We start from the raw sequence: 22,118 nt of genomic DNA, 5'->3' as shown, positions 1-22,118 counted from the left end.
TTAGCGACCGAGTTGCTCAGCCATCTCGGCCGAGCGATGCGCGGCGGCGCCGAGTGCTGTTTCGACCAGGGCTTCGAAGCCTCCGGCCTGGAACGACTTGATCGCGGCTTCCGTGGTGCCCGCAGGCGAAGTTACACGACGACGCAGTTCGGCGGCATCGACATCGCTGGCGACCGCCATGTGCGCGGCGCCCAGTGCGGTTTGCAGGGTCAGTTGTGCGGCGATGTCCGCCGGCAGGCCAAGTTTCACGCCAGCGGCGGTCATGGCTTCGATCAGCAGGAAGAAGTATGCCGGGCCGCTGCCCGAAACGGCGGTGACAGCGTCCAGTTGCTGCTCTTCTGTCAGCCAAAATGCGAGGCCCACGGCGGACAGCAGTTCTTGCGCCTGTTGGCGCTGCTCGGCGTTCACTTCAGCGGTGGCGAACAGGCCGCTTACGCCCTGACGCAGCAGCGCTGGGGTGTTGGGCATGCAGCGCACGATCGGCTGGGCGCCGAGCCAGTTGTTCATGCTGGCGCAGGTGATGCCGGCGGCAATCGAGACCACCAGTTGATGCGGCTTCAGGCTCGGGCGAATCGCTTCGCACACGGCTTTCATCGCCTGGGGTTTGACCGCCAATACGACGACGTCGGCATCCTGGATGGCGTCGGCGTTGTCGGCGAAGACTTCGATGCCGTGTTCGGCAGCCACCTTGGTGCGGGTTTCAACACCCGGATCGCTGGCGCGGATTTGCGAAGCGTCCAGACCTTTGGCGCGCAGGCCGCCGATCAGGCTGGCGGCCATGTTGCCGGCACCGATAAAGGCAATACGAGTTTTGCTCATGTCAGGTCCTTAGAAAAAAAGTGGTCAAGGCTGTCCGTAATCACGGGCACCAAACAAGGCCGTACCAATACGGACCCAAGTGGCACCTTGAGCAATAGCCGACTCAAGGTCATGGCTCATGCCCATGGAAAGTGTGTCTAGCGGCAGGTTCAGGCTGGCTTGCAGGCTTTGCACGGCAGCAAAAGCGGCATCCTGTTCGGCGCGATCATCCGTTGGCTCGGGAATCGCCATCAGGCCACGCAACTCAAGGCGCGGCAATTCGCTGATGGCCTTGGCCAGGGCCGGCAGGTCGGCCGGGGTGCAGCCGGATTTGCTGGCTTCACCGCTGACGTTGACCTGGATGCAGATGTTCAGGGGCGGCAAATCGACTGGTCGTTGTTCGGACAGGCGTTGTGCGATTTTCAAACGATCCACGGAATGCACCCAGGCGAAGTGCTCGGCGATAGCGCGAGTCTTGTTCGATTGAATGGGGCCAATGAAGTGCCAGATCAAGGGCAGGTCGGCCAATTCGAGTTGTTTGCCCAAGGCCTCCTGCAGGTAGTTCTCGCCAAAGTCACGCAAGCCGGCGGCGTACGCTTCACGCAGGGCCTCGGCGGGTTTGGTCTTGCTCACGGCCAGCAGCTGAACGCTGTGCTCATCGCGCTGAGCGGCCAGGGCGGCGGCACGGATGCGTGAACTTACCTGAGCAATGTTGTCTGCTATCGTGGACATTCAATGTGCGCCAGCGGTCTGAAGGTTCGCGGCATTCTACTGGAATTGAGGGGCGCTATGGATATCACTGAGCTGCTGGCATTCAGCGCTAAACAGGGCGCGTCCGACTTGCACTTGTCCGCCGGCCTGCCCCCGATGATCCGCGTCGACGGCGATGTGCGACGCATCAACGTGCCGGCTCTGGACCACAAACAGGTGCAAGCGCTGATCTACGACATCATGAACGACACCCAGCGGGTGGACTTCGAGAAACACCTGGAAACCGACTTCTCCTTTGAAGTGCCCGGTGTGGCGCGTTTCCGGGTTAACGCCTTTAACCAGAATCGTGGCGCAGGCGCCGTGTTCCGCACCATTCCATCGAAGGTCCTGAGCATGGACGACCTCGGCATGGGCGAGGTGTTTCGCAAGATTACCGACGCGCCACGCGGGCTGGTGCTGGTGACCGGCCCGACCGGTTCCGGCAAGTCCACCACCCTGGCAGCAATGATCGATTACCTGAACAACCATCGCCATCACCACATCCTCACCATTGAAGACCCGATCGAGTTCGTCCACGAATCGCGCAAATGCCTGATCAACCAGCGCGAAGTGCATCGTGATACACGCAGCTTTGCGACTGCCTTGCGCTCGGCGCTGCGCGAGGACCCGGACGTGATCCTGGTGGGGGAGATGCGTGACCTGGAGACCATTCGCCTGGCGCTGACCGCCGCCGAGACCGGGCACCTGGTGTTCGGCACGCTGCACACCACGTCAGCGGCGAAAACCATCGACAGGGTGGTGGATGTGTTTCCGGGGGATGAGAAGTCGATGGTGCGTTCGATGCTGTCCGAGTCGTTACTGGCGGTGGTGTCGCAGACACTGGTGAAGAAGATCGGCGGCGGTCGGATTGCAGCGCACGAGATCATGCTCGGGACATCAGCGATTCGTAACCTGATCCGCGAAGACAAGGTCGCGCAGATGTACTCGTCGATTCAGACCGGCGGGAACCTGGGAATGCAGACGCTGGATATGTGCTTGAAGGAGTTGGTGACCAAGGGCTTGATCAGTCGCGAGCATGCGCGGGAGAAGGCGCGGTCGCCGGATAACTTCTGAGAGGAAGTTGATCGTTCCCACGCGGAGCGTGGGAACGATCGGTGTCGCATCAACGCTGAACGACGCGCATCTGGTTCTGCTCTTTAGGCAGAACGCGCTTGGCAACCACGTAGTGCTTTTCCCAATACGGTTTCTTCAGCGTATCGATGCTCACCGACTTGCCACGGCGTGGTGCGTGGATGAAGCGGTCGTTGCCCATGTAGATGGCAACGTGATTGACTCGACGGCTCTTGAGCTTGAAGAAAATCAGGTCGCCCGGCTTCAGGTCCTCGCGATCCACTTCCTCGCCATGACCTTGGGCCATGGCGTTGGAGGTGCGCGGCAGGTCAAACGTGGCGTCGTTAAACGCGTATTTCACCAGGCCACTGCAGTCGAACCCTTTACTTGGGCTACTGCCGCCCCAACGATACGGAGTACCGAGGACGTTTACGGCGCGACTCAACACGTTGCTGCTTTCCTTGCTCGCCATTGGCGGAACAAGTTTGCTGTTGTCGCTCAGCTGGATCGATTTTTTAGCAGTTTGTTTGTTTTTGCTCGAAGGAGCAGAAACATGGGATTTCGGGGTGTAACCATTAACGTTTGGAAGACGTTGCTCACGATTGGTGGCGTGGGCGGCCAGTGGCATCAAAAGGCAAATGGTTAGCCATGTCTTGAAAAATGGACGCATTAGGCAGGGCTCGTATGTATGAACGCGCAACTTTATAACAGCTTTTTTAGCCCTTCCGAGGCCGTTGGTCGATTCAACATGGTGGCCAATGGAACCAAACAAGCGGCAGATTGCCGCAATTGTCGGACAGAAGTCAGGTGCTATAAGGCTTTGACGGGAGGGACGGTGGCATTTGCCATACGTCGGCAGCCTGTAAAAAAGTCACAAAGATTTAAAGAATATTTATCTATCGTGTGAGTCGAGGTCCTTAATGAACAGCTATCAACAGTCCGCCGCACATCACGATACGCACAGCAAAGTGATTGGTTATCTGCTGTGGATTTTCGGTTTTACCGGTGCTCACCGCTTCTATTACGGCAAGCCGGTGACCGGGACGATCTGGTTCTTCACCTTCGGTTTGTTGGGGATTGGCTGGCTGATCGACCTGTTTCTGATCCCGGCTATGGACCGTGAAGCTGACTTTCGGTTCACCGCAGGGCCTATCGAGTACAACGTGGCGTGGATTCTGCTGACGTTTCTCGGGGTATTCGGCGTACACCGAATGTATCAGGGGAAGTGGATCAGCGGGTTGCTGTACCTGGTGACGGGCGGGTTGTTCTTTGTTGGGGTGTTGTATGACTTCTGGACGCTGAATGACCAGGTTTCCGTGCGTAACGCCCAGAGCCGTTAATGATCGTTCCCACGCAGAGCGTGGGAACGATCAATGCGGTCTCAAGCCTGGTGGCTGATCCGCCCATCCACCAGGGTGTAACGCACCACACCCGGCAGGGTATGTCCTATAAACGGGCAGTTCTCACCTTTGGACCGCCAGTTCTCACCGGCCACGGTTGAAGCGGCAGTGTCGAACAGCACGATGTCCGCCGGTCCACCCACCTCCAGCTTGCCGGCCGGCAAGCGCAGCGCCTCGGCAGGCCCTGCACTCAACCGCGCCAGCAACGTCGGCAGATCCAGTAAACCATCCTCCACCAGCGTCATCGCCAGCGGTAGCAGCAGTTCAACACTGCTGATGCCAGGCTCCGTCGCACCGAACGGCGCCAGTTTGGCGTCACGCTCATGCGGCTGGTGATGGCTGGAAATGGCCGAAATCACGCCTGATTTCACCGCCGCACGCAGGCCGTCGCGGTCKGCGCGGGTGCGCAGCGGCGGCTGTACGTGATAGAGGCTGCTGAAGTCGATCAAGGCTTCATCGGTCAGGATCAGCTGGTACAACGCCACATCGGCGGTCACCGGCAGCCCACGGGCCTGGGCCTGGGCGATCAGGGCCACGCCGCGAGCGCTGGTGAGTTGGCTGAAGTGCGCGCGCACGCCGCTCTGCTCGACCAGCAACAGGTCTCGGGCCAGGGCCACGGTTTCAGCGGTTTCGGGAATGCCCGGCAAGCCAAGGAAACTGGCAGTCGGGCCTTCGTGGGCTAAACCACCTTCGGCCAGATCATGGTCCTGCGAGTTGAAAATCACCGTCAGGTCGAACGTTGCCGCGTATTCCAGCGCCCGGCACAGGGTGCGGGTGTTGCGGAAGCTCTCCAGACCGTTGCCGAAGGCCACGCAGCCGGCATCGCGCAACGCGACCAGTTCAGCCAGCTGTTCGCCGTCCAGGCCTTTGCTCAGGGCGCCAATCGGGAAGACTTTGGTGTTGCCGGCTTCGCGGGCGCGGTCGAGGATCAGTTCGGCCACGGCCGAGGTGTCCAGCACCGGTTTGGTTTTCGGCGGGCAGCACAGGCTGGTCACGCCGCCGGCCGCCGCCGCGCGGGTTTCGCTGGCGATCGAGCCTTTGCGGCTGTAACCCGGCTCGCGCAGGGCGACGTTCAGGTCAACCAGCCCGGGGGCGGCCACCAGGCCTTGGGCGTCGAGGGTGTCGACGGCGACAAAACCGGCTGGAGCGGCGCCCAGGGCGACGATCTTGCAGGCTTCAATGTGGATGTCAGTCACTTTATCCAGGCCAGTGGCTGGATCGATCACGCGGGCGCCGAGAATACTGAGCTTCACTGGGCGTTCTCCTGCTCGAATTGGCCTTGCTCGAATTGACGTTGCGCAGTCTGCCCGCTCATGGCCATGGACAGCACGGCCATACGAATCGCAATACCGTAGGTGACCTGGTTGAGGATCACCGAGTGCGGACCGTCGGCCACCGCCGACTCGATCTCCACCCCGCGGTTGATCGGCCCTGGGTGCATGACGATGCAATCCGGCTTGGCCCCGGCCAGGCGGGCGGTGGTCAGGCCGAACAGGCGGTAGAACTCGCCCTCGCTCGGCAGCAGGCCGCCGGCCATGCGCTCGCGTTGCAGGCGCAGCATGATCACCACGTCTACATCTTTCAGGCCTTCGGCCATGTCGGTGTAAACCTTCACGCCGTATTGCTCGATGCCGATCGGCAGCAGGGTTTTCGGTGCGATCACGCGGATGTCCGGGCAACCGAGGGTTTTCAGCGCCAGCATGTTCGAGCGCGCCACCCGCGAATGCAAGATGTCGCCGACGATGGCCACCGAGAGGTTTTCGAAACCGCCCTTGTGTCGACGAATGGTGAGCATGTCGAGCATGCCCTGCGTCGGGTGCGCGTGACGGCCGTCGCCGCCGTTGATGATTGCCACTTGCGGGCACACATGCTCGGCGATGAAGTGCGCGGCACCGGAGTCACCGTGGCGCACGACGAACATGTCGGCGGCCATGGCTTCCAGGTTGCGCAAGGTGTCGAGCAGGGTTTCGCCCTTGCTGGCCGAAGAGGTCGACACGTTCAGGGTGATCACGTCTGCCGACAGCCGTTGGGCCGCCAGTTCGAAAGTGGTGCGGGTGCGGGTGGAGTTTTCGAAGAACACGTTGCACACGGTCTTGCCGCGCAACAACGGGACTTTCTTCACCGCCCGGGCGCCGACTTCGAGGAACGAGTCGGCGGTGTCGAGGATTTCCGTCAGCAGCTCGCGGCGCAAACCGTCGAGGGAGAGGAAGTGGCGCAGCTGGCCCTGATCATTGAGCTGCAGCGGGCGCTTGGTATCTAGAGGCGTCATCGCGAGGGGACTCTCAATAGGGCGGATTAAAGGGCGAGGTCTTGCAGTTCAAGCTTGAGCTCGGGGCCGGACAGTTTCACCCGCTCGTGGGCTGCCAGCGACAGCGTCGCGCCCACCACGTTCGGGCGGATCGGCAACTCGCCGGCGTCCAGGTCCAGCAGGCAGACCAGCGTTACGCTGGCCGGGCGGCCGTAGTCGAAAAGTTCGTTCAGGGCCGCGCGGATGGTCCGGCCGCTCATGAGCACGTCGTCAATCAGCACCAGGTGCTGGCCTTCGATTTCGAACGGTAGCGCAGACGGGCGAACCTGCGGGTGCAAGCCGCTCTGGCTGAAATCGTCGCGGTAGAAGGAAACGTCCAGGGTGCCGAGCGGCGAGTCGCTGCCCAGTTCTTCGAGCAAGGCCTGGGCGACCCAGACACCGCCGGTACGGATACCGATGTAACGCGGTTCGCTGATGCCTCGTTTGGCCAGGTGGGCGTCAAGCCGGATCGCCATCTGGCTGATCAGTTCGGCGGGATTGGGCAGGCTCATGGTTGCTCCTTCTTGGGCCCGAGCCGATGCTGCTTGAGGGGGGGCTCGGGTTGTCGCTATAAAGAGTCGCTGTCAGCGGCTCTTGAGGATTCGTTGCTTCAGGACTCGAACAGTGCGGTGTTTTCGTCGAGCCAGCCTTGCAGCAGCAGGGCGGCAGCGATGGCGTCCACCGGGTTGTCGCGGTAACTGCCTTTTTGCCCGCCGCGATCACGTCGCTCGCCTTTGGCTTCAAACGTGGTCAGGCGTTCATCGTGGGTATAGAAGGGCAGGTTGTAGCGACCGTTCAGGCGGCGGGCGAATTTTTCCGCGCGCAGGCACATGTCGCTCGGGGTGCCGTCCATGTTCAAGGGCAGGCCGACCACCACCGCATCGGGTTTCCACTCTTTAATCAGGGCTTCGACCTGATTCCAGTCGGGAACGCCGTTCTGGGCCTTCAAGGTGCACAGCTCGCGGGCCTGGCCGGTAATCACCTGGCCGACCGCGACGCCGATCTGTTTTGTGCCGTAGTCGAAACCTAATATCAAGCGCAGGGCCATCAGGCGTGCCCCGCCTGGCTGGTGAGCAAACTGAGGTTGACGCCCAAATGCTTGGCCGCCGCTTCCAGGCGCAATTCGCTGCTGGTGTTGAACAGGATGTCGGCGTCGAACGGGCAGGTCAGCCAGGCGTTCTGGGCCAGTTCGGCATCCAGCTGTCCGGCTTCCCAGCCAGCGTAACCCAAGGCGATCAGGCTTTTCGCCGGGCCCACACCGTCGGCGATGGCGAACAGCACGTCCTGCGAGGTGGACAGGGACAGTTCGTCTTCCAGATCAACGGTCGCCTGATAGTTCTGGCCCTTGGGATGCAGAACAAAGCCGCGATCCGTCTGTACCGGGCCGCCGATGAAAATCGGCACATGCCGGCACAGCGCTGGCGGCTCGATGTCCGGGCGCAGTTGCTCGAGGATCTCGGCCAGATTCAGGTCTTGCGGGCGGTTGATCACCAGCCCCATGGCACCATTGGCCGTGTGCTCGACGATGTAGGTCAAGGTGTGCGCAAAGTTCGGGTCGGCCATGTGAGGCATGGCGATCAGGAAGTGATGCTTGAGGTAGCTGGGGCTGACGTTCTTCATGAGCGATAGTGTGGCGTTGGAGGGGCGAACTGACAAGCCGGGGATGCACAGGAAATGGTGTCGTACATCCCTGTAAGCAGCTGGCGAAGCCTGCGTCGGCCGGTCCGCGCTCGGGCGAAGCAGTCGTAAATGACCATACATCATTTCTTCAGGATGACCTTGTTTCGCGGGTTTGCGAGGACTGCGTCCTCGAACGCAGGCTTCGCCAGCTGCTACACAGACTGCGTGGCCCCTAATTACTCGAAAGTCTGTCCCCGCGCGCAAACTYCCACGTGCGGATGATTTCCAGGCGGTCGATGTCCGAAAGATCGCCGGTAAACGGCGCAAACGGTGCCGCGAGTCTGACAATCCGCTGCGCCGCCTGATCCAGCAGCGGTTGCCCGGACGACTCCAGCACTAGCACTTCATACAGTGAGCCATCGCTGTTGATCGAAACCATCAGGCGCAAATTGCCGTAAATCTGTTTGCGTCGGGCTTCGTCGGGGTAATTGAGGTTGCCGATGCGCTCGACTTTCTTGCGCCATTCGTCCTTATACCAGGCACCTTTATCGCGCATGGTCGAGGCCGCGCTCAAGCGGTGGATGCGCGGGCGTTTGGCGTACAACTGTTGTTCGTTGGCCAGTTCCGCTTCGAGGCTGGCGATGTCGCTGGACAGCTGGGAACTGTCGAACGTCGGTGCAGCCACCGCGGGTTTGACGTGCGGTTTGACCTCTTCGTTCTTGGCCGCCGCTTTTTTCGGCTTGGGGGCGACGGTGGTCACGGCAGCCTTGGGCGCGGCTTCCTGAACTTCAGGCTTGGCGGCGGGCGGTGGCGTGACCTTTTGCACCTTGGTGTCCTGGAACGGCGCGACCTCGGTGGTCTTGGGGATGGCCTTTTTATCCAGGGTGCCGCTGCCCTGCTGATTTTCCTGGGCAAGGAAATCGGCTTTTTCGGGCTTCTTTTCGCTTTTGAAGGTGGCGAGGGTGATTTCCAGGGTTTTGCTGATCTGTTGGGGCTCGACCATCGTAAAGCCGACGCCCAATAGCAAAGCCAGGTGAATCAACGCTGCAAGAAACAGGGTAAATCCGAGGCGATCAGCCGGGCGCACGCCACGATGGGCGAGTTCAGCGGGAAGATCGGACGGAAGAGTCATGGCAAAAAACCAACATCGCGTTTTTATGGGCTCGGCATGATAGCGCAATGTTGGTTTTTAGCTTCAAGCCGCAAGCTTCAAGCGACAAGCAGTATGCCGCGTGCTTCAAGCTTGGGGCTTGATGCTTGCAGCTTGCAGCTTCTTCTCAATGGCTTCCATCAGCAGGCCGCCAATGTCGGTGCCAAAGGCGTTGTCGATTTCACGTATGCAGGTGGGGCTGGTGACGTTGATTTCGGTCAGGTGTTCGCCGATCACGTCCAGGCCTACAAATAACAGGCCTTTTTCACGCAGGGTCGGGCCGACTTGCGCGGCGATCCAGCGATCCTTGTCGGTCAATGGACGGGCTTCCCCACGCCCCCCGGCAGCAAGGTTGCCACGGGTTTCACCGGCGGCGGGAATGCGCGCCAGGCAGTAATCGACCGGCTCGCCATCGATCATCAGGATGCGCTTGTCGCCATCCTTGATCGCCGGCAAGTACGCCTGACCCATGATCTGCTGGGTGCCCAGCGCGGTCAGGGTTTCCAGAATCACCGACAGGTTAGGGTCGCCGGCACGGTGACGGAAAATCGAGGTGCCGCCCATGCCGTCCAGCGGCTTGAGGATGACGTCGCCGTGCCTGGCGGCGAATTCGCGCAGTACATCGGCGCGGCGGCTGACCACGGTCGGCGGCGTGCACTGCGGGAACAGCGTGGCGAACAGCTTTTCGTTGCAGTCACGCAGGCTTTGCGGCTTGTTGACCACCAACACGCCAGCGCGTTCGGCTTGCTCCAGCAGGTAGGTGGAGTAAACGAATTCCATGTCGAACGGCGGATCCTTGCGCATCAGGATCACGTCGAGATCGCTCAGCAACGCGTCGCTTTCGTCGCCCAGTTCGAACCATTTTTCCGGGTTGGCGAATACCTTCAGCGGCCGCATCCGCGCCCGTGCTTCACCTTCGCCCTGATACAAATCGCGCTGTTCCATATAGAAAAGTTCCCAGCCGCGCTTCTGCGCAGCCAGCAGCATGGCCAGCGAGCTATCCTTTTTATAGGAAATATTGGCAATAGGATCCATGACAATCCCGACGCGAACGCTCATGGGTTTTTCCTCGAAAATGGGTGGTCCGAATGGACATGAAAAAGTGGCGTCAGAGTGGCGCTGAGTGTGTTCCCGGTCAAGGAAAAACCACCGCACAGGCCGGCCGATAGATTGCATTTGGAGACTGTGCTAAAAAGGCTGCCATGTCGGGCGGGCCCTTGAACATCAAGGGTTTCGAGCCACCGGTAACCGGAAAACGGACAATTTGATTCGCAAAGGCGACGGTAGAGCATTTATGGATCAGCATTCCAACGCCTTGAAGGTCATGGTGATCGACGATTCGAAGACGATTCGTCGCACCGCCGAAACGCTGTTGAAGAATGTGGGTTGTGAAGTCATTACGGCCATCGATGGTTTCGATGCGCTGGCCAAGATTGCCGATAATCATCCCGGCATTATCTTTGTCGACATCATGATGCCGCGTCTGGATGGCTATCAGACCTGCGCTTTGATCAAGAACAACAGTGCGTTCAAGTCCACGCCAGTGATTATGCTGTCGTCCAAGGACGGGCTGTTCGACAAGGCCAAGGGGCGCATCGTCGGCTCCGATCAGTTTTTGACCAAGCCTTTCAGCAAGGAAGAACTGCTGAACGCGATCCAGGCCCATGTTCCGGGCTTCGCCGCCGTTTTGCCGCAGTAGGACACGCACAGTGATGCTCGGCCAGCGGGCCCGGCGTCGACAAGAATGGGGAAGACCATGGCACGTATTCTGATCGTCGATGATTCGCCGACCGAAATGTACAAACTGACCGGCATGCTGGAAAAGCACGGTCACGAAGTGTTGAAAGCCGAAAACGGTGCCGACGGCGTGGCCCTGGCCCGTCAGGAAAAACCCGACGCCGTGTTGATGGACATCGTCATGCCCGGCCTCAACGGTTTTCAGGCGACTCGCCAGCTGACCAAAGACCCGGACACCGGGCACATCCCGGTGATCATCATCACCACCAAGGATCAGGAAACCGACAAGGTCTGGGGCACCCGCCAGGGCGCCAGGGATTACCTGACCAAGCCGGTCGATGAAGAGACCCTGATCAAAACCCTGAACAACGTGTTGGCCGGTTGATCGTCCGACCATGAGCGAGTCGCTGACGGCTTTCGAACTGCTGCTGCAGATCGACCAGCGCTGCCGTCTGCTGGCGGCGGATTTGCCGTCGCAGCCGACCCGGCAGGACAGTTGGAGCGGCATTGGTTTTCGCTTGGGCGAGGGTTGGTATGTCGCACCGATGGGCGAAGTCAGCGAAGTCCTGCATGAACCGCGTTTCACCCAGTTGCCGGGCGTCAAACCCTGGGTCAAAGGGGTGGCCAACCTGCGTGGGCGATTGTTGCCGATCATGGACTTGTACGGTTTCTTTGGCCACGAAGTCTCGGCGACGCGCAAGCAGCGGCGGGTGTTGGTGGTGGAACATGACGAGGTGTTTGCCGGGTTGCTGGTCGACGAAGTCTTCGGCTTGCAGCATTTTGCCCAGGACAGCCTGGAACCGGCAGATCAGTGGGGCGGGCCAATGTCGGCGTACGTCAAAGGCCGATTCCAGCGTGAGCAGATCTGGCAAGTGTTCAGCCCGTTTGCGTTGGCGCAGTCGCAAAGCTTTATGCATGTCGCGCTATAAACCCGGCCCCTTGTGGGAGCGAGCCTGCTCGCGATTGAATGATAACGCGGTGTTCCTGAGACACCGCGGCGCCTGAATCGCGAGCAGGCTCGCTCCCACAGGGTTTTCGGCAAGCATTAAAGGGTGTTGGTTAACAGGCGAGGACCGATGATAAAAGCAAAAACAGGCAAGCCAGAAGGATCGCGCAGCCGCTCGCAGATCGTCGCGCTGTTTATCGCGCTCATCGTGTTCATCATGCTGCTGTTCGCCAATTTCGCTTACCTCAACACCCAAGCCACGTACGACAAACAGTACATCGGCCATGCCGGTGAGCTGCGCGTGCTGTCCCAGCGCATCGCCAAAAATGCCACCGAAGCCGCCGCCGGCAAAGCGGCTGCGTTCAAATTGCTCAGCGATGCGCGCAATGACTTTGCGCTGCGTTGGGGTTACCTGAAGAAGGGCGACCCGGCCACCGGCCTGCCGCCCGCGCCATCCACGGTGCGCCCGGAAATGCGCGCCGTGCAGGCCGATTGGGAGCGCTTGCTGAAAAACACCGACGCGATCCTCTCCAGCGAACAGACTGTGCTGTCGCTGCATCAGGTCGCCGCGACCCTGGCCGAAACCGTGCCGCAGTTGCAGGTCGAGTACGAGAAAGTCGTCGAAATCCTCCTGCAACGTGGGGCGCCGGCTGCGCAGGTTGCGGTGGCCCAGCGTCAATCGCTGCTGGCCGAGCGTATTTTGGGTGCGGTGAACACCGTGCTGTCCGGTGACGAAAACTCGCAGCAGGCCGCCGATGCCTTCGGTCGCGACGCCGCGCGTTTCGGCCTGGTGCTCAACGGCATGCTTCAGGGCAACGTGGGGCTGAGGATCAGCCAGGTCGAAGACCGAGATGCCCGCGCCCGGTTGAGCGAGATTTCCGAACTGTTCGAATTCGTCTCCGGTTCGGTGGATGAAATCCTCGAAACCTCGCCCGAACTGTTCAAGGTCCGCGAGTCAGCCACCAACATTTTCACCCTGTCGCAAACCCTGCTCGACGAAGCCTCGCACCTGGCCATCGGTTTCGAAAACCTCGCCGGCGGGCGCAATGTCGACACCATCGGCGGTTACGTGCTGGGTCTGCTGGCGCTCATGTCGATCATCCTGATCGGCCTGGTGATGGTTCGCGAAACCAACCGCCAGCTTCGGGAAACCGCCGAGAAAAACGAACGCAATCAGACCGCGATCATGCGACTTCTGGATGAAATCGAAGACCTGGCCGACGGCGACTTGACCGTTACCGCCTCGGTAACCGAAGACTTCACCGGGACCATCGCCGACTCGATCAATTATTCCGTGGATCAGTTGCGCGACTTGGTCGCGACCATCAACCTCACTGCCGGTCAGGTGGCTGCCGCCGTGCAGGAAACCCAGGCCACCGCCATGCACCTGGCGCAAGCCTCGGAGCATCAGGCGCAGCAGATTTGCGAAGCCTCCACGGCTATCAACGACATGGCCCAGTCCATCGACCAAGTGTCGGCCAACGCTGCTGAGTCTTCGGCCGTGGCCGAGCGCTCGGTGGAAATTGCCAACAAGGGCAACGAGGTGGTGCACAACACCATCCACGGCATGGACAACATTCGCGAGCAGATTCAGGACACCGCCAAGCGCATCAAGCGTCTGGGTGAGTCCTCTCAGGAAATCGGCGATATTGTCAGCCTGATCGATGACATTGCCGATCAGACCAACATCCTCGCGCTCAACGCGGCCATCCAGGCATCGATGGCCGGTGACGCCGGGCGCGGTTTTGCGGTGGTGGCCGATGAAGTCCAGCGCCTGGCCGAACGCTCGTCCGCCGCGACCCGGCAAATCGAAACCCTGGTGCGGGCGATCCAGACGGACACCAATGAAGCGGTGATTTCGATGGAGCAGACCACCACCGAAGTGGTGCGCGGTGCGCGTCTGGCGCAGGATGCCGGTGTGGCCCTGGAAGAAATCGAAGGCGTATCGAAGACCCTCGCCGCGTTGATCCAGAGTATTTCCAACGCCGCGCAGCAACAAACCTCTTCGGCCGGGCAGATTTCCCTGACGATGAACGTGATTCAACAGATCACCTCGCAGACCTCGTCCGGCTCCACTGCCACCGCCGAGAGCATCGGCAACCTGGCGAAAATGGCCAGTCAGCTGCGGCGTTCGGTGTCCGGCTTCACCTTGCCGGCCGCCAAGGCGCAGGCGGCAGACAAAGCGTGAACCGTCCACAGGCGTATGATTTTTGATTGGCGTAGGGACTGGAGTGGTTATGGGTGATCGGCACGACTATGTGGCCCTCGAATGGGTCAAAGGCGAGATTGCCGAAACGCTGAAGCTGGCCCATCAAGCTATCGAAACCCTGCTTGATGACCCGCAGGCGTTGTACGCCTTGAGCGAATGCCAGGCGTATATCCATCAGGTGCACGGCAGTTTGCAGATGGTCGAATTCTACGGTGCGGCCCTGCTCGCCGAAGAGATGGAACAGTTGACCCGCGCCCTGCAGCACAACCGCATCAGCTACCGTGACGAGGCGCTGCACCTGTTGATGCAAGCCCTCGGGCAGCTGCCGATATACCTCGACCGGGTGCAGGGTGCGCGCCGTGACCTGCCCTTGGTGGTGTTGCCGCTGCTCAACGATTTGCGCAGTGCCCGGGGGGAAACCCTGCTCTCGGAAACCAGCCTGTTCAGCCCGCAACTCGTAGAGCTGCTACCGTTGGACAACGCAGCGCTGGCACTGCTGGAGCCTGCGGATTTCGACAATGTGCTGGGAAAATTGCGGCAGATGCTGCAGATGGCGCTGGTCGGGTTGCTGCGGGAGCAGGATGACCACACCCACCTCGATTATCTGGCGAAGGTTTTTTCACGCCTTGAAGGGCTGTGCGCCAAAGCGCCTCTGAGTCCGCTGTGGCAAGTCGCCTCGGCGCTGGTCGAAGGTATGCGCGCCGGCGTGATAGCCAACAGCCCGGCGCTGCGCAGCCTGTTCAAGGAGGCTGACCATGAACTCAAGCGTTTGCTCGAACAAGGCATCCACGCAATCAATAAACCGGCACCGCCGGAGTTGCTCAAGAGTTTGCTGTTCTACATTGCCAAGGCCGATCATCCCACCGGGCAGATGCTGACCATGAAAGATCGCTACTCACTGGACGACGCGTTGCCCGACAGCGCGATGGTCGATGAAGAACGGGCACGGCTGGCCGGCCCCGACCGCGATGCCATGCGCTCGGTGCTGGCTGCGCTTTGTGAAGAGCTGGTGCGGGTCAAGGAGCGCCTGGACCTGTTCGTGCGCAGCGACCGCCAGCACACCTCGGACCTCGACAGCCTGTTGGCGCCGCTGCGGCAAATCGCCGACACTCTGGCGGTGCTGGGGTTTGGCCAGCCGCGCAAAGTCATCATCGATCAACTGGCGGTGGTGCTGAGCCTGGTTCAGGGCCAGCGCGAACCCAACGACGCGATCCTCATGGACGTCGCGGGCGCCTTGCTCTACGTCGAAGCCAATCTGGCCGGCATGATGGGCACGGTAGAGCCCGAGAGTCTGGAAGAAAGTCGACTGCCGACCACTGACCTGACGCAGATCCACCAGATCGTCATTCGTGAGGCGCGCATCTGCCTGCAACAGGCCAAGGACATGATCGTCGACTACATCGATGCCGACTGGGATCGCCAGCATTTGCAGGCGTTGCCGGCCTTGCTGACTCAGGTGCGTGGCGCCTTGTCGATGATCCCGTTGAGCCGTGCGGCGAGCCTGATCGAAACCTGCAATCACTTCATTCGCGAGCATTTGCTGCTGGAGCCGGACCAACCCGATTGGCAGGAGCTGGACAGCCTGGCCGACGTGGTCACCAGCATCGAGTATTACCTGGAGCGCCTTGGCGACGATCCGGAAGCGCCGGGTGAACAACTGCTCGACGTCGCCGAGAAGAGTTTGGCGTCGCTTGGGTTTTTCCCCAGCGAACGGCAGGTGCCAATGCTCGACGAGGTCCTCAGCCCGAGCGAAGCCCAGGTCATGCAGGAAATGCAGGAGCTCGATGACCCCGAGATCGTGCAGTCGCTGGCCGATGTGCTGACCAGTCCCGTGTCTTCCGTCAATCCGCCTGCATTGACCACACCGGACAGCCTGTTGCCGCCCCCCGCCGGTGAAGAACCGGTCGACGATGAACTGCGCGAAGTCTTTCTCGAAGAGACCGATGAAGTCCTGGATATACTCCAGGAATACTTGCCGCGCTGGGCGGCCAACCCCGACGATAAGTCGGCCCTGAGCGAATTGCGCCGATCCTTTCATACCTTGAAAGGCAGTGGCCGGATGGTCCGGGCACTGGTGCTGGGCGAGCTGGCCTGGGCGATGGAAAACTTGCTCAACCGTGTGCTGGAGGACAGCGTCGCGCCAGGGGCTACCGTGCAGCAACTGTTGACGGATACATTGAATTTACTGCCGGAACTGGTGGCCGAATACGCCGACAATGCCCAGCGTCAGCGCAATGATGCCGACCAGTTAGCCGCACGCGCACATGCCCTTGCCAAGGGCGATGCGCCGGCCAGCGATGAAGATACCCAGGACGTGGCAGCCCTTGACCCGCTGTTGCTGGAGATCTTCCGCAAAGAAGCCGAAACCCATCTGGCCAGCCTCATCCGCTTTCTCGATCAGGCCGCCGAGCATGTGCCACTTCAGGCCAGCGACGAGTTGCAGCGGGCGTTGCACACGCTCAAGGGCAGTGCCTCGATGGCCGGGGTCTTGCCGATTGCCGAGCTGGCGACGGCTCTGGATCAACTCGCCCGCGAGTACAAGGCGCACCTGATCGCACTGGATCTGGACGAAGTCGAGTTGTTGCTGGAAGCCGAAGGGTTGTTCCGGCTCGGGTTGCGACAGCTCAAAACGGATCCGTTGGCGCAGATACGCGGCGCCGGCCCATTGATCGAACGCACCCGGTCGTTACTCGCCGAGCGTCTGCAAACCCTGTCGAGCACGCCCAATACCTCGCTGCGAGCCAAGCGCGATCCGCAGCTGATCAACAACTTCCTGTCCCAAGGCATGGACATCCTGCTGGACGCCGAAAGCCTGTTGCAGCGCTGGCAGCAGCGTCCCGGCGAGCGTCAGGAACTGACCGCACTGCTCGATGATCTGACCACCCTCGGCGAAGGCGCGCACCTCGCCGATTTGCATCCGGTGGATGCGCTCTGCGAAGCCTTGCTCGACCTGTACGGCGCGGTGGAAGAGAGCAGCCTGGCGGTCAGCGAGCGGTTTTTTCATGAGGCGCAACTGGCTCACGAAGCGTTGATCAACATGCTGGATGAACTGGCCGCCGGCCAGGAAATCAGCCCGCAACCGGAACGCATACGGGCCTTGCGCGGTTTGCTGGATGAAAGCCTTGATCCGTCGTCCATGGGCCTGATTCGCAGTGATGGCAGCCGTACCCTGAGCATCCGCGAGCTGGGCAGCGCCACCGCTGAACTGGAGCAAGCGGCGACCCAGGTAGATCTGGATGACGAAATCGTTTCGATCTTCCTCGAAGAAGCGGTGGATATCCTCGAAAGCGCCGGCCACGCGATGCAACGCTGGTTGAGCGACCCGGACAACGCCGCACCGCTGTTATCCTTGCAGCGGGATTTGCACACCCTCAAAGGTGGGGCGCGGATGGCTGAAGTCCAGCCGGTCGGTGACCTCGCCCATGAATTGGAAAGCCTGTACGAAGGCTTGGTCGACCGCCGTTACAGCCACAGTGAAAGCCTGGCGCAGTTGCTGCAGCACAGCCATGACCGTCTCGCGGTGCTGCTGGAGCAGTTGCAGAATCAGCAGCCGTTGGGGAACCCGGGCGAGCTGATCGAGGCGATTCGCGAGTTTCGTCAGAGCCATGCCAGCGCCACTGAAGCGGCGGAGCCCGCGCAGGTCAAGGATTCGCCGGGGCATGATCCCGAGTTGCTGGAGATCTTCCTCGAGGAAGGTTTCGACATCATCGAAAACTCCGGCGCCGCGCTCGTGCGCTGGCAAGCCGAACCGTCGAACCGACAAGAAATGGAAACCCTGTTGCGTGACCTGCACACGCTCAAGGGCGGTGCGCGAATGGTCGAAATCGTGCCGATTGGCGACCTTGCCCATGAGCTGGAGTTTCTTTACGAAAGCCTCTCGGCAGGCTCGCTGCAACCGAGCGCGGCCCTGTTCACGTTGTTGCAAAACAGTCACGACCGATTGGCGCAGATGCTCGATGCGACCCGCGCAGGGCAGCCATTGCCGCCCGCTGACCGACTGATCGACGCGATCAAGAATTTCAGCCATCCGGCCGTACTCCAGCCGGCCGGTGTGACGCCCGCCGCCAAGCCAGAGACGCCCGCGTTACAAGCGGAAGCGGGCGCCGACATGGTCAAGGTCTCGGCGGAACTGCTCGACGACCTGGTCAATCTGGCCGGCGAAACGTCAATTTTCCGGGGCCGTATCGAGCAGCAGGTCAACGATGCGCAGGTCACCCTGAGCGAGATGGAAACCACCATCGAGCGGATGCGCGACCAATTGCGCCGGCTGGATACCGAAACCCAGGGACGCATACTCAGCCGCCAGCAAGTCGACGCCGAACGCTTGGGCTACGAAGAATTCGACCCGCTGGAAATGGACCGTCATTCGCAATTGCAACAACTGTCGCGCGCGCTGTTCGAATCGGCCTCTGACTTGCTGGATCTGAAGGAAACCCTCGACCGACGCAATCAGGACGCGGAAAACCTGCTGCTACAGCAGGGCCGCATCAATACCGAGTTGCAAGTAGGCCTGATGCGCACGCGCATGGTGCCGTTCGAGCGGGTGCTGCCGCGTTTGAAGCGCATCGTACGGCAGGTCTCCAGCGAACTGGGCAAGGACGTGGAATTCATCGTCGGCAACGCTGAAGGCGAGATGGACCGCAACGTGCTCGAGCGTATGGCGCCGCCGCTGGAACACATGCTGCGCAACGCCGTGGACCACGGTCTGGAATCGGCCGAAGTGCGAATCGCGGCCGGCAAACCGGCCCAGGGGCGGATCACACTCGACTTGTCCCGCGAGGGCGGCGACATGATTTTCGACATCCGCGACGACGGTGCCGGCGTGCCGCTGGACGCGGTGCGGCGCAAGGCGATCAAGCGCGGCTTGCTGGCCGCGGATGCCGACATCAGTGATCGCGACGTGCTGCAGTTTATCCTGCAACCGGGGTTTTCCACGGCCGAGAAGATCACCCAGATTTCCGGACGGGGCGTCGGCATGGATGTGGTCCATGAAGAAGTCCGCCAGCTCGGCGGCACGATGGTCATCGACTCGGTGCCGGGGCAGGGCGTGCATTTCCGGATTCGCCTGCCGTTCACCGTGTCGGTCAACCGCGCACTGATGGTGCAGTGCTTTGAAGATCAGTATGCGATCCCGCTGAACACCATCGACGGCATCATCCGTGTGCTGCCCAACGAACTTGAAGGGCATTACCGACTCGATCCTCCAAGGTACAAGTACGCCGGGCGGGACTATGAGTTGTGCTACCTCGGTGAGTTGCTGAAAACCAGCACCCGCCCGAAACTACTGGGCCAAAACCTGCCGTTGCCGGTGTTGCTGGTGCAATGCAACGAGCGGCACATTGCCGTGCAGGTCGATTCCATGGCCGGAACGCGCGAGATCGTGGTGAAAAGCCTCGGCCCGCAGTTCGCGGCGGTGCAGGGCTTGTCCGGCGCGACGATTCTGGGCGATGGCCGGGTGGTGCTCATTCTTGATTTGCTGGCGCTGATCCGCGCCATGCAGGCGCCTGCGCCGCAACAGGCGCAGATTCAGGACGCCGAGGTCGAACCACACAAACCGTTGCTGGTGATGGTGGTCGATGACTCGGTGACCGTGCGCAAGGTCACCAGTCGTTTGCTCGAACGCCACGGCATGAACGTGCTGACCGCCAAGGACGGGATCGACGCCATGCTGCTGCTCGAAGAGCACCTGCCGGACCTGATGCTGCTGGACATCGAGATGCCGCGCATGGACGGCTTCGAAGTCGCGACCCAAGTACGTGCCGACGAGCGTTTGCAGCACCTGCCGATCATCATGATCACCTCACGCACCGGCCAGAAACACCGCGACCGCGCGATGGCCATCGGCGTTAACGATTACCTCGGCAAGCCGTACCAGGAATCGGTGCTGCTCGAAAGCATTGCCCTCTGGAGCAAAACCCATGCTTGAGCATCGCACCAGCAACATCACCGGCCTGTTGCTGCCCTTGGCCGACCGCAACCTGATCCTGCCCAACGTCGCGGTGGCGGAGCTGATCGACTATCAGCCGGGGGCGTTCGATCTCGATACGCCACCGTGGTACCTGGGGTTGGTGAAGTGGCGCGACCGGCAGATTCCATTGCTGAGTTTTGAATCGGCCTGCGGCAATAAAGTCGTGATCGGCGAGCGGGCGCGGATCGTGATTCTCAATGCGCTGGGCGGTCGGCCCGCGTTGAAGTTCATTGCATTGCTGGTGCAGGGAATCCCCCGGTCATGCAAGCTCGACAGTCAGTTGAGCTATGTCGATGTGCCGCTGTGTTCGTTGGAGCAGGCGGCGGTGCAGGTGGGGGAGCAAGTGGCCAAGGTGCCGGACTTACTGGCGCTTGAGGAGTTACTGGTGAGTGCCGGGTTGGTCTGACTGGCGCCTTCGCGAGCAGGCTCGCTCCCACAGGTTTTGTGTACGCCGCAAATCCAATGTGGGAGCGAGCTTGCTCGCGATGGCGACCTTCAATTCACCACAAATCTAACGGCTAAACCTTGGCCTGAGCGCGCATCTGCATCTGCAACGCCTCGTAATGGTCCAGCGCCCGCTCCACCAACAACTGCACGCCATCCGCCATTCGGCTGATCGCCAAGGCGACCGAGCGGCGTGAGCCTTCCACATCGTCCGCCAGATCGGCAGCAATCGCGCTGATCGACAGCATGTCTTCGGAGGCGTTGGCCAGCAGGGCTTCGGCGTCGATGTCGGGGCATACAGTGAAGAGCTGGGATTTGTTACGGCGTTTCGATGGTTTGTCGCGAGCAGGGGGAAAGTAATAGGAGAAGGCGCGGTCGGCGGCTTCCTTGAGTTTTTCGGCTTCGAGGGATGCGTCGGAACCGGTGTCGGTTTCCGGGGGATTGGGAGTGGCTTTGAACATAGTGAATCTCCAGTAATGATTTTCAGCTGCTCCCTCGGTTCCAGCCGAAGGGGTGGCAGCTGTACGCGGGCTGGAACCCGAGGTGGAGAAAACCCGGTAGACCCGAAGGTCTCCCGCGCACAGCCGCCATAACGGAGTACACACATTAAAGGTGCGCAGCATACGTCATGAGGGGCGCTATTGCGCCTTCTACACCTCGGGATTCCAGGCCCGGTCGCTGATTTGGCAGCGACCCACAAACGATAAAGCTCAGCGCAAAACCCCACCAGTCAGCGGATTCCGGCATTGCTGTAGGCGGCGCCGCCGGACTGTGTAGCCTCGAATCCTTCCTGCGTACAAACTTTTAAACACAAAACCCCAATCGACCGGCGAAAGTTGAAAAGTCCCAAAAAGGGACCTATCGTTCCCTTTTTGGGACTCATCGGTTGCCACTGTGAAAAACCTTTCCCTCAGCGAAGCCCTGTTCACGACCACTCAGCAAAAAGTGCTGGGCTTGTTGTTCGGCAAACCCGACCGCAGTTTTTACGCCAACGAAATCGCCCGCTGGGCTCAAGTGGGTAAAGGCAGCCTCATGCGCGAGCTGGATCGGTTGCAGCAGGCCGGCGTGCTGACCCTGAGCCGTCAGGGCAACCAGACCCACTATCAAGCCAATCCGCAATGCCCGATCTATGCCGAACTGTCAGGCATCGTCCGCAAGACTTTTGGTATTGCCGAGCCTTTACGCCAGGCGCTGCAACCCTTTGCCGAGCAGATCACCTGGGCATTTGTGTACGGTTCAATTGCCAAGGATTCGGCAAACGCATCCAGTGACATTGATCTCATGCTGATCGGCGAAAGCCTCCACTACAGTGAAGTGATGGAGCGGCTCATGCCACTGGAAGAACAACTGGGCCGCGTCCTCAACCCGACGCTCTACACCCCCGACGACTGGACCGCAAAACTGGCGGCTGAAAACAGCTTTGTCGTGCGGGTGGCACAGCAGGAAAAGATCAACCTGATGGGGGGAAATCCGTCGTAATACTTAGATCTGCGGTGATTGTTCTGGCCCCATCGCGAGCAGGCTCACTTCCACATTGGATCTGCGGTGCACACAAATCCCCTGTGGGAGCGAGCCTGCTCGCGCTGGGGGCGCGAACCGGCCCAAAATCCTGTTAGCGATGTGCATCAGGTGCACAGCGAGGAATGGTTTACGACTGCTGCGCAGCCGAACGGGAGCAAGCTCCCTCGCCACCGGGGGTTGTCTTATCGTTACCCTGACCGTAACGATCCACCACTCA

20 protein-coding genes are annotated in these 22,118 nt (G+C 60.7%); 9 read left to right on the top strand and 11 right to left on the bottom strand.

Translation table 11 applies throughout. The features are described 5' to 3' along the window. Together proC and AC1DSG_RS05605 are read right to left on the bottom strand one after the other, a co-directional pair. Positions 1-819, bottom strand: coding sequence for a pyrroline-5-carboxylate reductase (gene proC / locus AC1DSG_RS05610; RefSeq protein WP_477789973.1), 819 nt, complete (start codon positions 817-819; stop codon positions 1-3). 24 nt (positions 820-843) lie between these two features. Continuing rightward, positions 844-1,530 (bottom strand): YggS family pyridoxal phosphate-dependent enzyme, encoded by a 687-nt coding sequence (locus AC1DSG_RS05605; RefSeq protein ID WP_477789972.1) that lies wholly within the window; start codon positions 1,528-1,530, stop codon positions 844-846. A 57-nt stretch (positions 1,531-1,587) separates the two neighbouring features. Between AC1DSG_RS05605 and AC1DSG_RS05600 the strand changes: the two genes are divergently transcribed. After that, positions 1,588-2,622: a type IV pilus twitching motility protein PilT gene (locus AC1DSG_RS05600; protein WP_477789971.1), complete on the top strand. Its 1,035-nt coding sequence runs from the start codon at positions 1,588-1,590 to the stop codon at positions 2,620-2,622. 49 nt (positions 2,623-2,671) lie between these two features. Here AC1DSG_RS05600 and AC1DSG_RS05595 read toward each other — a convergent pair whose 3' ends face one another. After that, on the bottom strand, positions 2,672-3,289 hold the full coding sequence (locus tag AC1DSG_RS05595) for a C40 family peptidase (RefSeq protein ID WP_477789986.1): 618 nt from the start codon (positions 3,287-3,289) through the stop codon (positions 2,672-2,674). A 250-nt stretch (positions 3,290-3,539) separates the two neighbouring features. On the opposite strand from AC1DSG_RS05595, the gene AC1DSG_RS05590 reads away from it, so the two are divergent. Then, a complete protein-coding gene (locus AC1DSG_RS05590; RefSeq protein WP_477789970.1) occupies positions 3,540-3,959 on the top strand; it encodes an NINE protein in 420 nt (139 codons plus the stop codon). A gap of 41 nt (positions 3,960-4,000) precedes the next feature. Here AC1DSG_RS05590 and AC1DSG_RS05585 read toward each other — a convergent pair whose 3' ends face one another. The 7 genes from AC1DSG_RS05585 to gshB all read right to left on the bottom strand — a co-directional run bounded on the left by AC1DSG_RS05585 (position 4,001) and on the right by gshB (position 10,135). After that, positions 4,001-5,272, bottom strand: coding sequence for a dihydroorotase (locus AC1DSG_RS05585; RefSeq protein ID WP_477789969.1), 1,272 nt, complete (start codon positions 5,270-5,272; stop codon positions 4,001-4,003). Beyond that, complete coding sequence (locus AC1DSG_RS05580; RefSeq protein ID WP_477789968.1) at positions 5,269-6,288, bottom strand: aspartate carbamoyltransferase catalytic subunit; 1,020 nt, start codon at positions 6,286-6,288, stop codon at positions 5,269-5,271. Before AC1DSG_RS05580 ends, AC1DSG_RS05585 begins: the two co-directional genes overlap by 4 nt. Before the next feature lie 26 nt (positions 6,289-6,314). Next, positions 6,315-6,818, bottom strand: coding sequence for a bifunctional pyr operon transcriptional regulator/uracil phosphoribosyltransferase PyrR (gene pyrR, locus AC1DSG_RS05575; RefSeq protein ID WP_477789967.1), 504 nt, complete (start codon positions 6,816-6,818; stop codon positions 6,315-6,317). A gap of 98 nt (positions 6,819-6,916) precedes the next feature. Then, on the bottom strand, positions 6,917-7,354 hold the full coding sequence (gene ruvX / locus AC1DSG_RS05570; protein WP_003195067.1) for a Holliday junction resolvase RuvX: 438 nt from the start codon (positions 7,352-7,354) through the stop codon (positions 6,917-6,919). Then, positions 7,354-7,926 (bottom strand): YqgE/AlgH family protein, encoded by a 573-nt coding sequence (locus AC1DSG_RS05565; RefSeq protein WP_477789966.1) that lies wholly within the window; start codon positions 7,924-7,926, stop codon positions 7,354-7,356. The genes ruvX and AC1DSG_RS05565 overlap by 1 nt, the downstream gene beginning before the upstream one ends. Before the next feature lie 232 nt (positions 7,927-8,158). Continuing rightward, positions 8,159-9,058 carry a TonB family protein gene (locus tag AC1DSG_RS05560; protein WP_477789965.1) on the bottom strand — a complete coding sequence of 300 codons (900 nt, stop codon included), beginning with the start codon at positions 9,056-9,058 and terminating at the stop codon, positions 8,159-8,161. Positions 9,059-9,163: 105 nt separating this feature from the next. Then, positions 9,164-10,135, bottom strand: a complete 972-nt coding sequence (gene gshB / locus AC1DSG_RS05555) for a glutathione synthase (protein WP_477789964.1) — start codon at positions 10,133-10,135, stop codon at positions 9,164-9,166. 235 nt (positions 10,136-10,370) lie between these two features. On the opposite strand from gshB, the gene pilG reads away from it, so the two are divergent. The 6 genes from pilG (at position 10,371) to AC1DSG_RS05525 (ending at position 20,342) form a co-directional block, all read left to right on the top strand. Continuing rightward, positions 10,371-10,775, top strand: a complete 405-nt coding sequence (gene pilG / locus AC1DSG_RS05550) for a twitching motility response regulator PilG (protein WP_477789963.1) — start codon at positions 10,371-10,373, stop codon at positions 10,773-10,775. 57 nt (positions 10,776-10,832) lie between these two features. Continuing rightward, entirely contained in the window at positions 10,833-11,198 is a 366-nt protein-coding gene (gene pilH / locus AC1DSG_RS05545; protein ID WP_060542929.1) for a twitching motility response regulator PilH, read from the top strand. Between the two features lie 10 nt (positions 11,199-11,208). Beyond that, positions 11,209-11,742, top strand: coding sequence for a chemotaxis protein CheW (locus tag AC1DSG_RS05540; protein WP_477789962.1), 534 nt, complete (start codon positions 11,209-11,211; stop codon positions 11,740-11,742). A gap of 147 nt (positions 11,743-11,889) precedes the next feature. Further along, positions 11,890-13,947: a methyl-accepting chemotaxis protein gene (locus tag AC1DSG_RS05535; protein ID WP_477789961.1), complete on the top strand. Its 2,058-nt coding sequence runs from the start codon at positions 11,890-11,892 to the stop codon at positions 13,945-13,947. Positions 13,948-13,996: 49 nt separating this feature from the next. After that, complete coding sequence (locus AC1DSG_RS05530; RefSeq protein ID WP_477789960.1) at positions 13,997-19,894, top strand: Hpt domain-containing protein; 5,898 nt, start codon at positions 13,997-13,999, stop codon at positions 19,892-19,894. Then, the gene (locus AC1DSG_RS05525) at positions 19,887-20,342 is read left to right on the top strand and encodes a chemotaxis protein CheW (RefSeq protein ID WP_477789959.1); all 456 of its coding nucleotides are present in this window, start codon (positions 19,887-19,889) and stop codon (positions 20,340-20,342) included. The genes AC1DSG_RS05530 and AC1DSG_RS05525 overlap by 8 nt, the downstream gene beginning before the upstream one ends. A gap of 112 nt (positions 20,343-20,454) precedes the next feature. Here the strand turns inward: AC1DSG_RS05525 and AC1DSG_RS05520 are convergent, their stop codons facing one another. Further along, positions 20,455-20,841 carry a DUF6124 family protein gene (locus AC1DSG_RS05520; protein WP_477789958.1) on the bottom strand — a complete coding sequence of 129 codons (387 nt, stop codon included), beginning with the start codon at positions 20,839-20,841 and terminating at the stop codon, positions 20,455-20,457. Positions 20,842-21,274: 433 nt separating this feature from the next. Here AC1DSG_RS05520 and AC1DSG_RS05515 point away from each other — a divergent pair, with 433 nt between their 5' ends. Then, entirely contained in the window at positions 21,275-21,859 is a 585-nt protein-coding gene (locus AC1DSG_RS05515; RefSeq protein WP_477789957.1) for a nucleotidyltransferase domain-containing protein, read from the top strand. Positions 21,860-22,118 lie beyond the last annotated feature (259 nt).

Source organism: Pseudomonas sp. P5_A12 (genome assembly GCF_056400685.1).
This window is presented reverse-complemented; position numbering and strand designations above follow the sequence as displayed.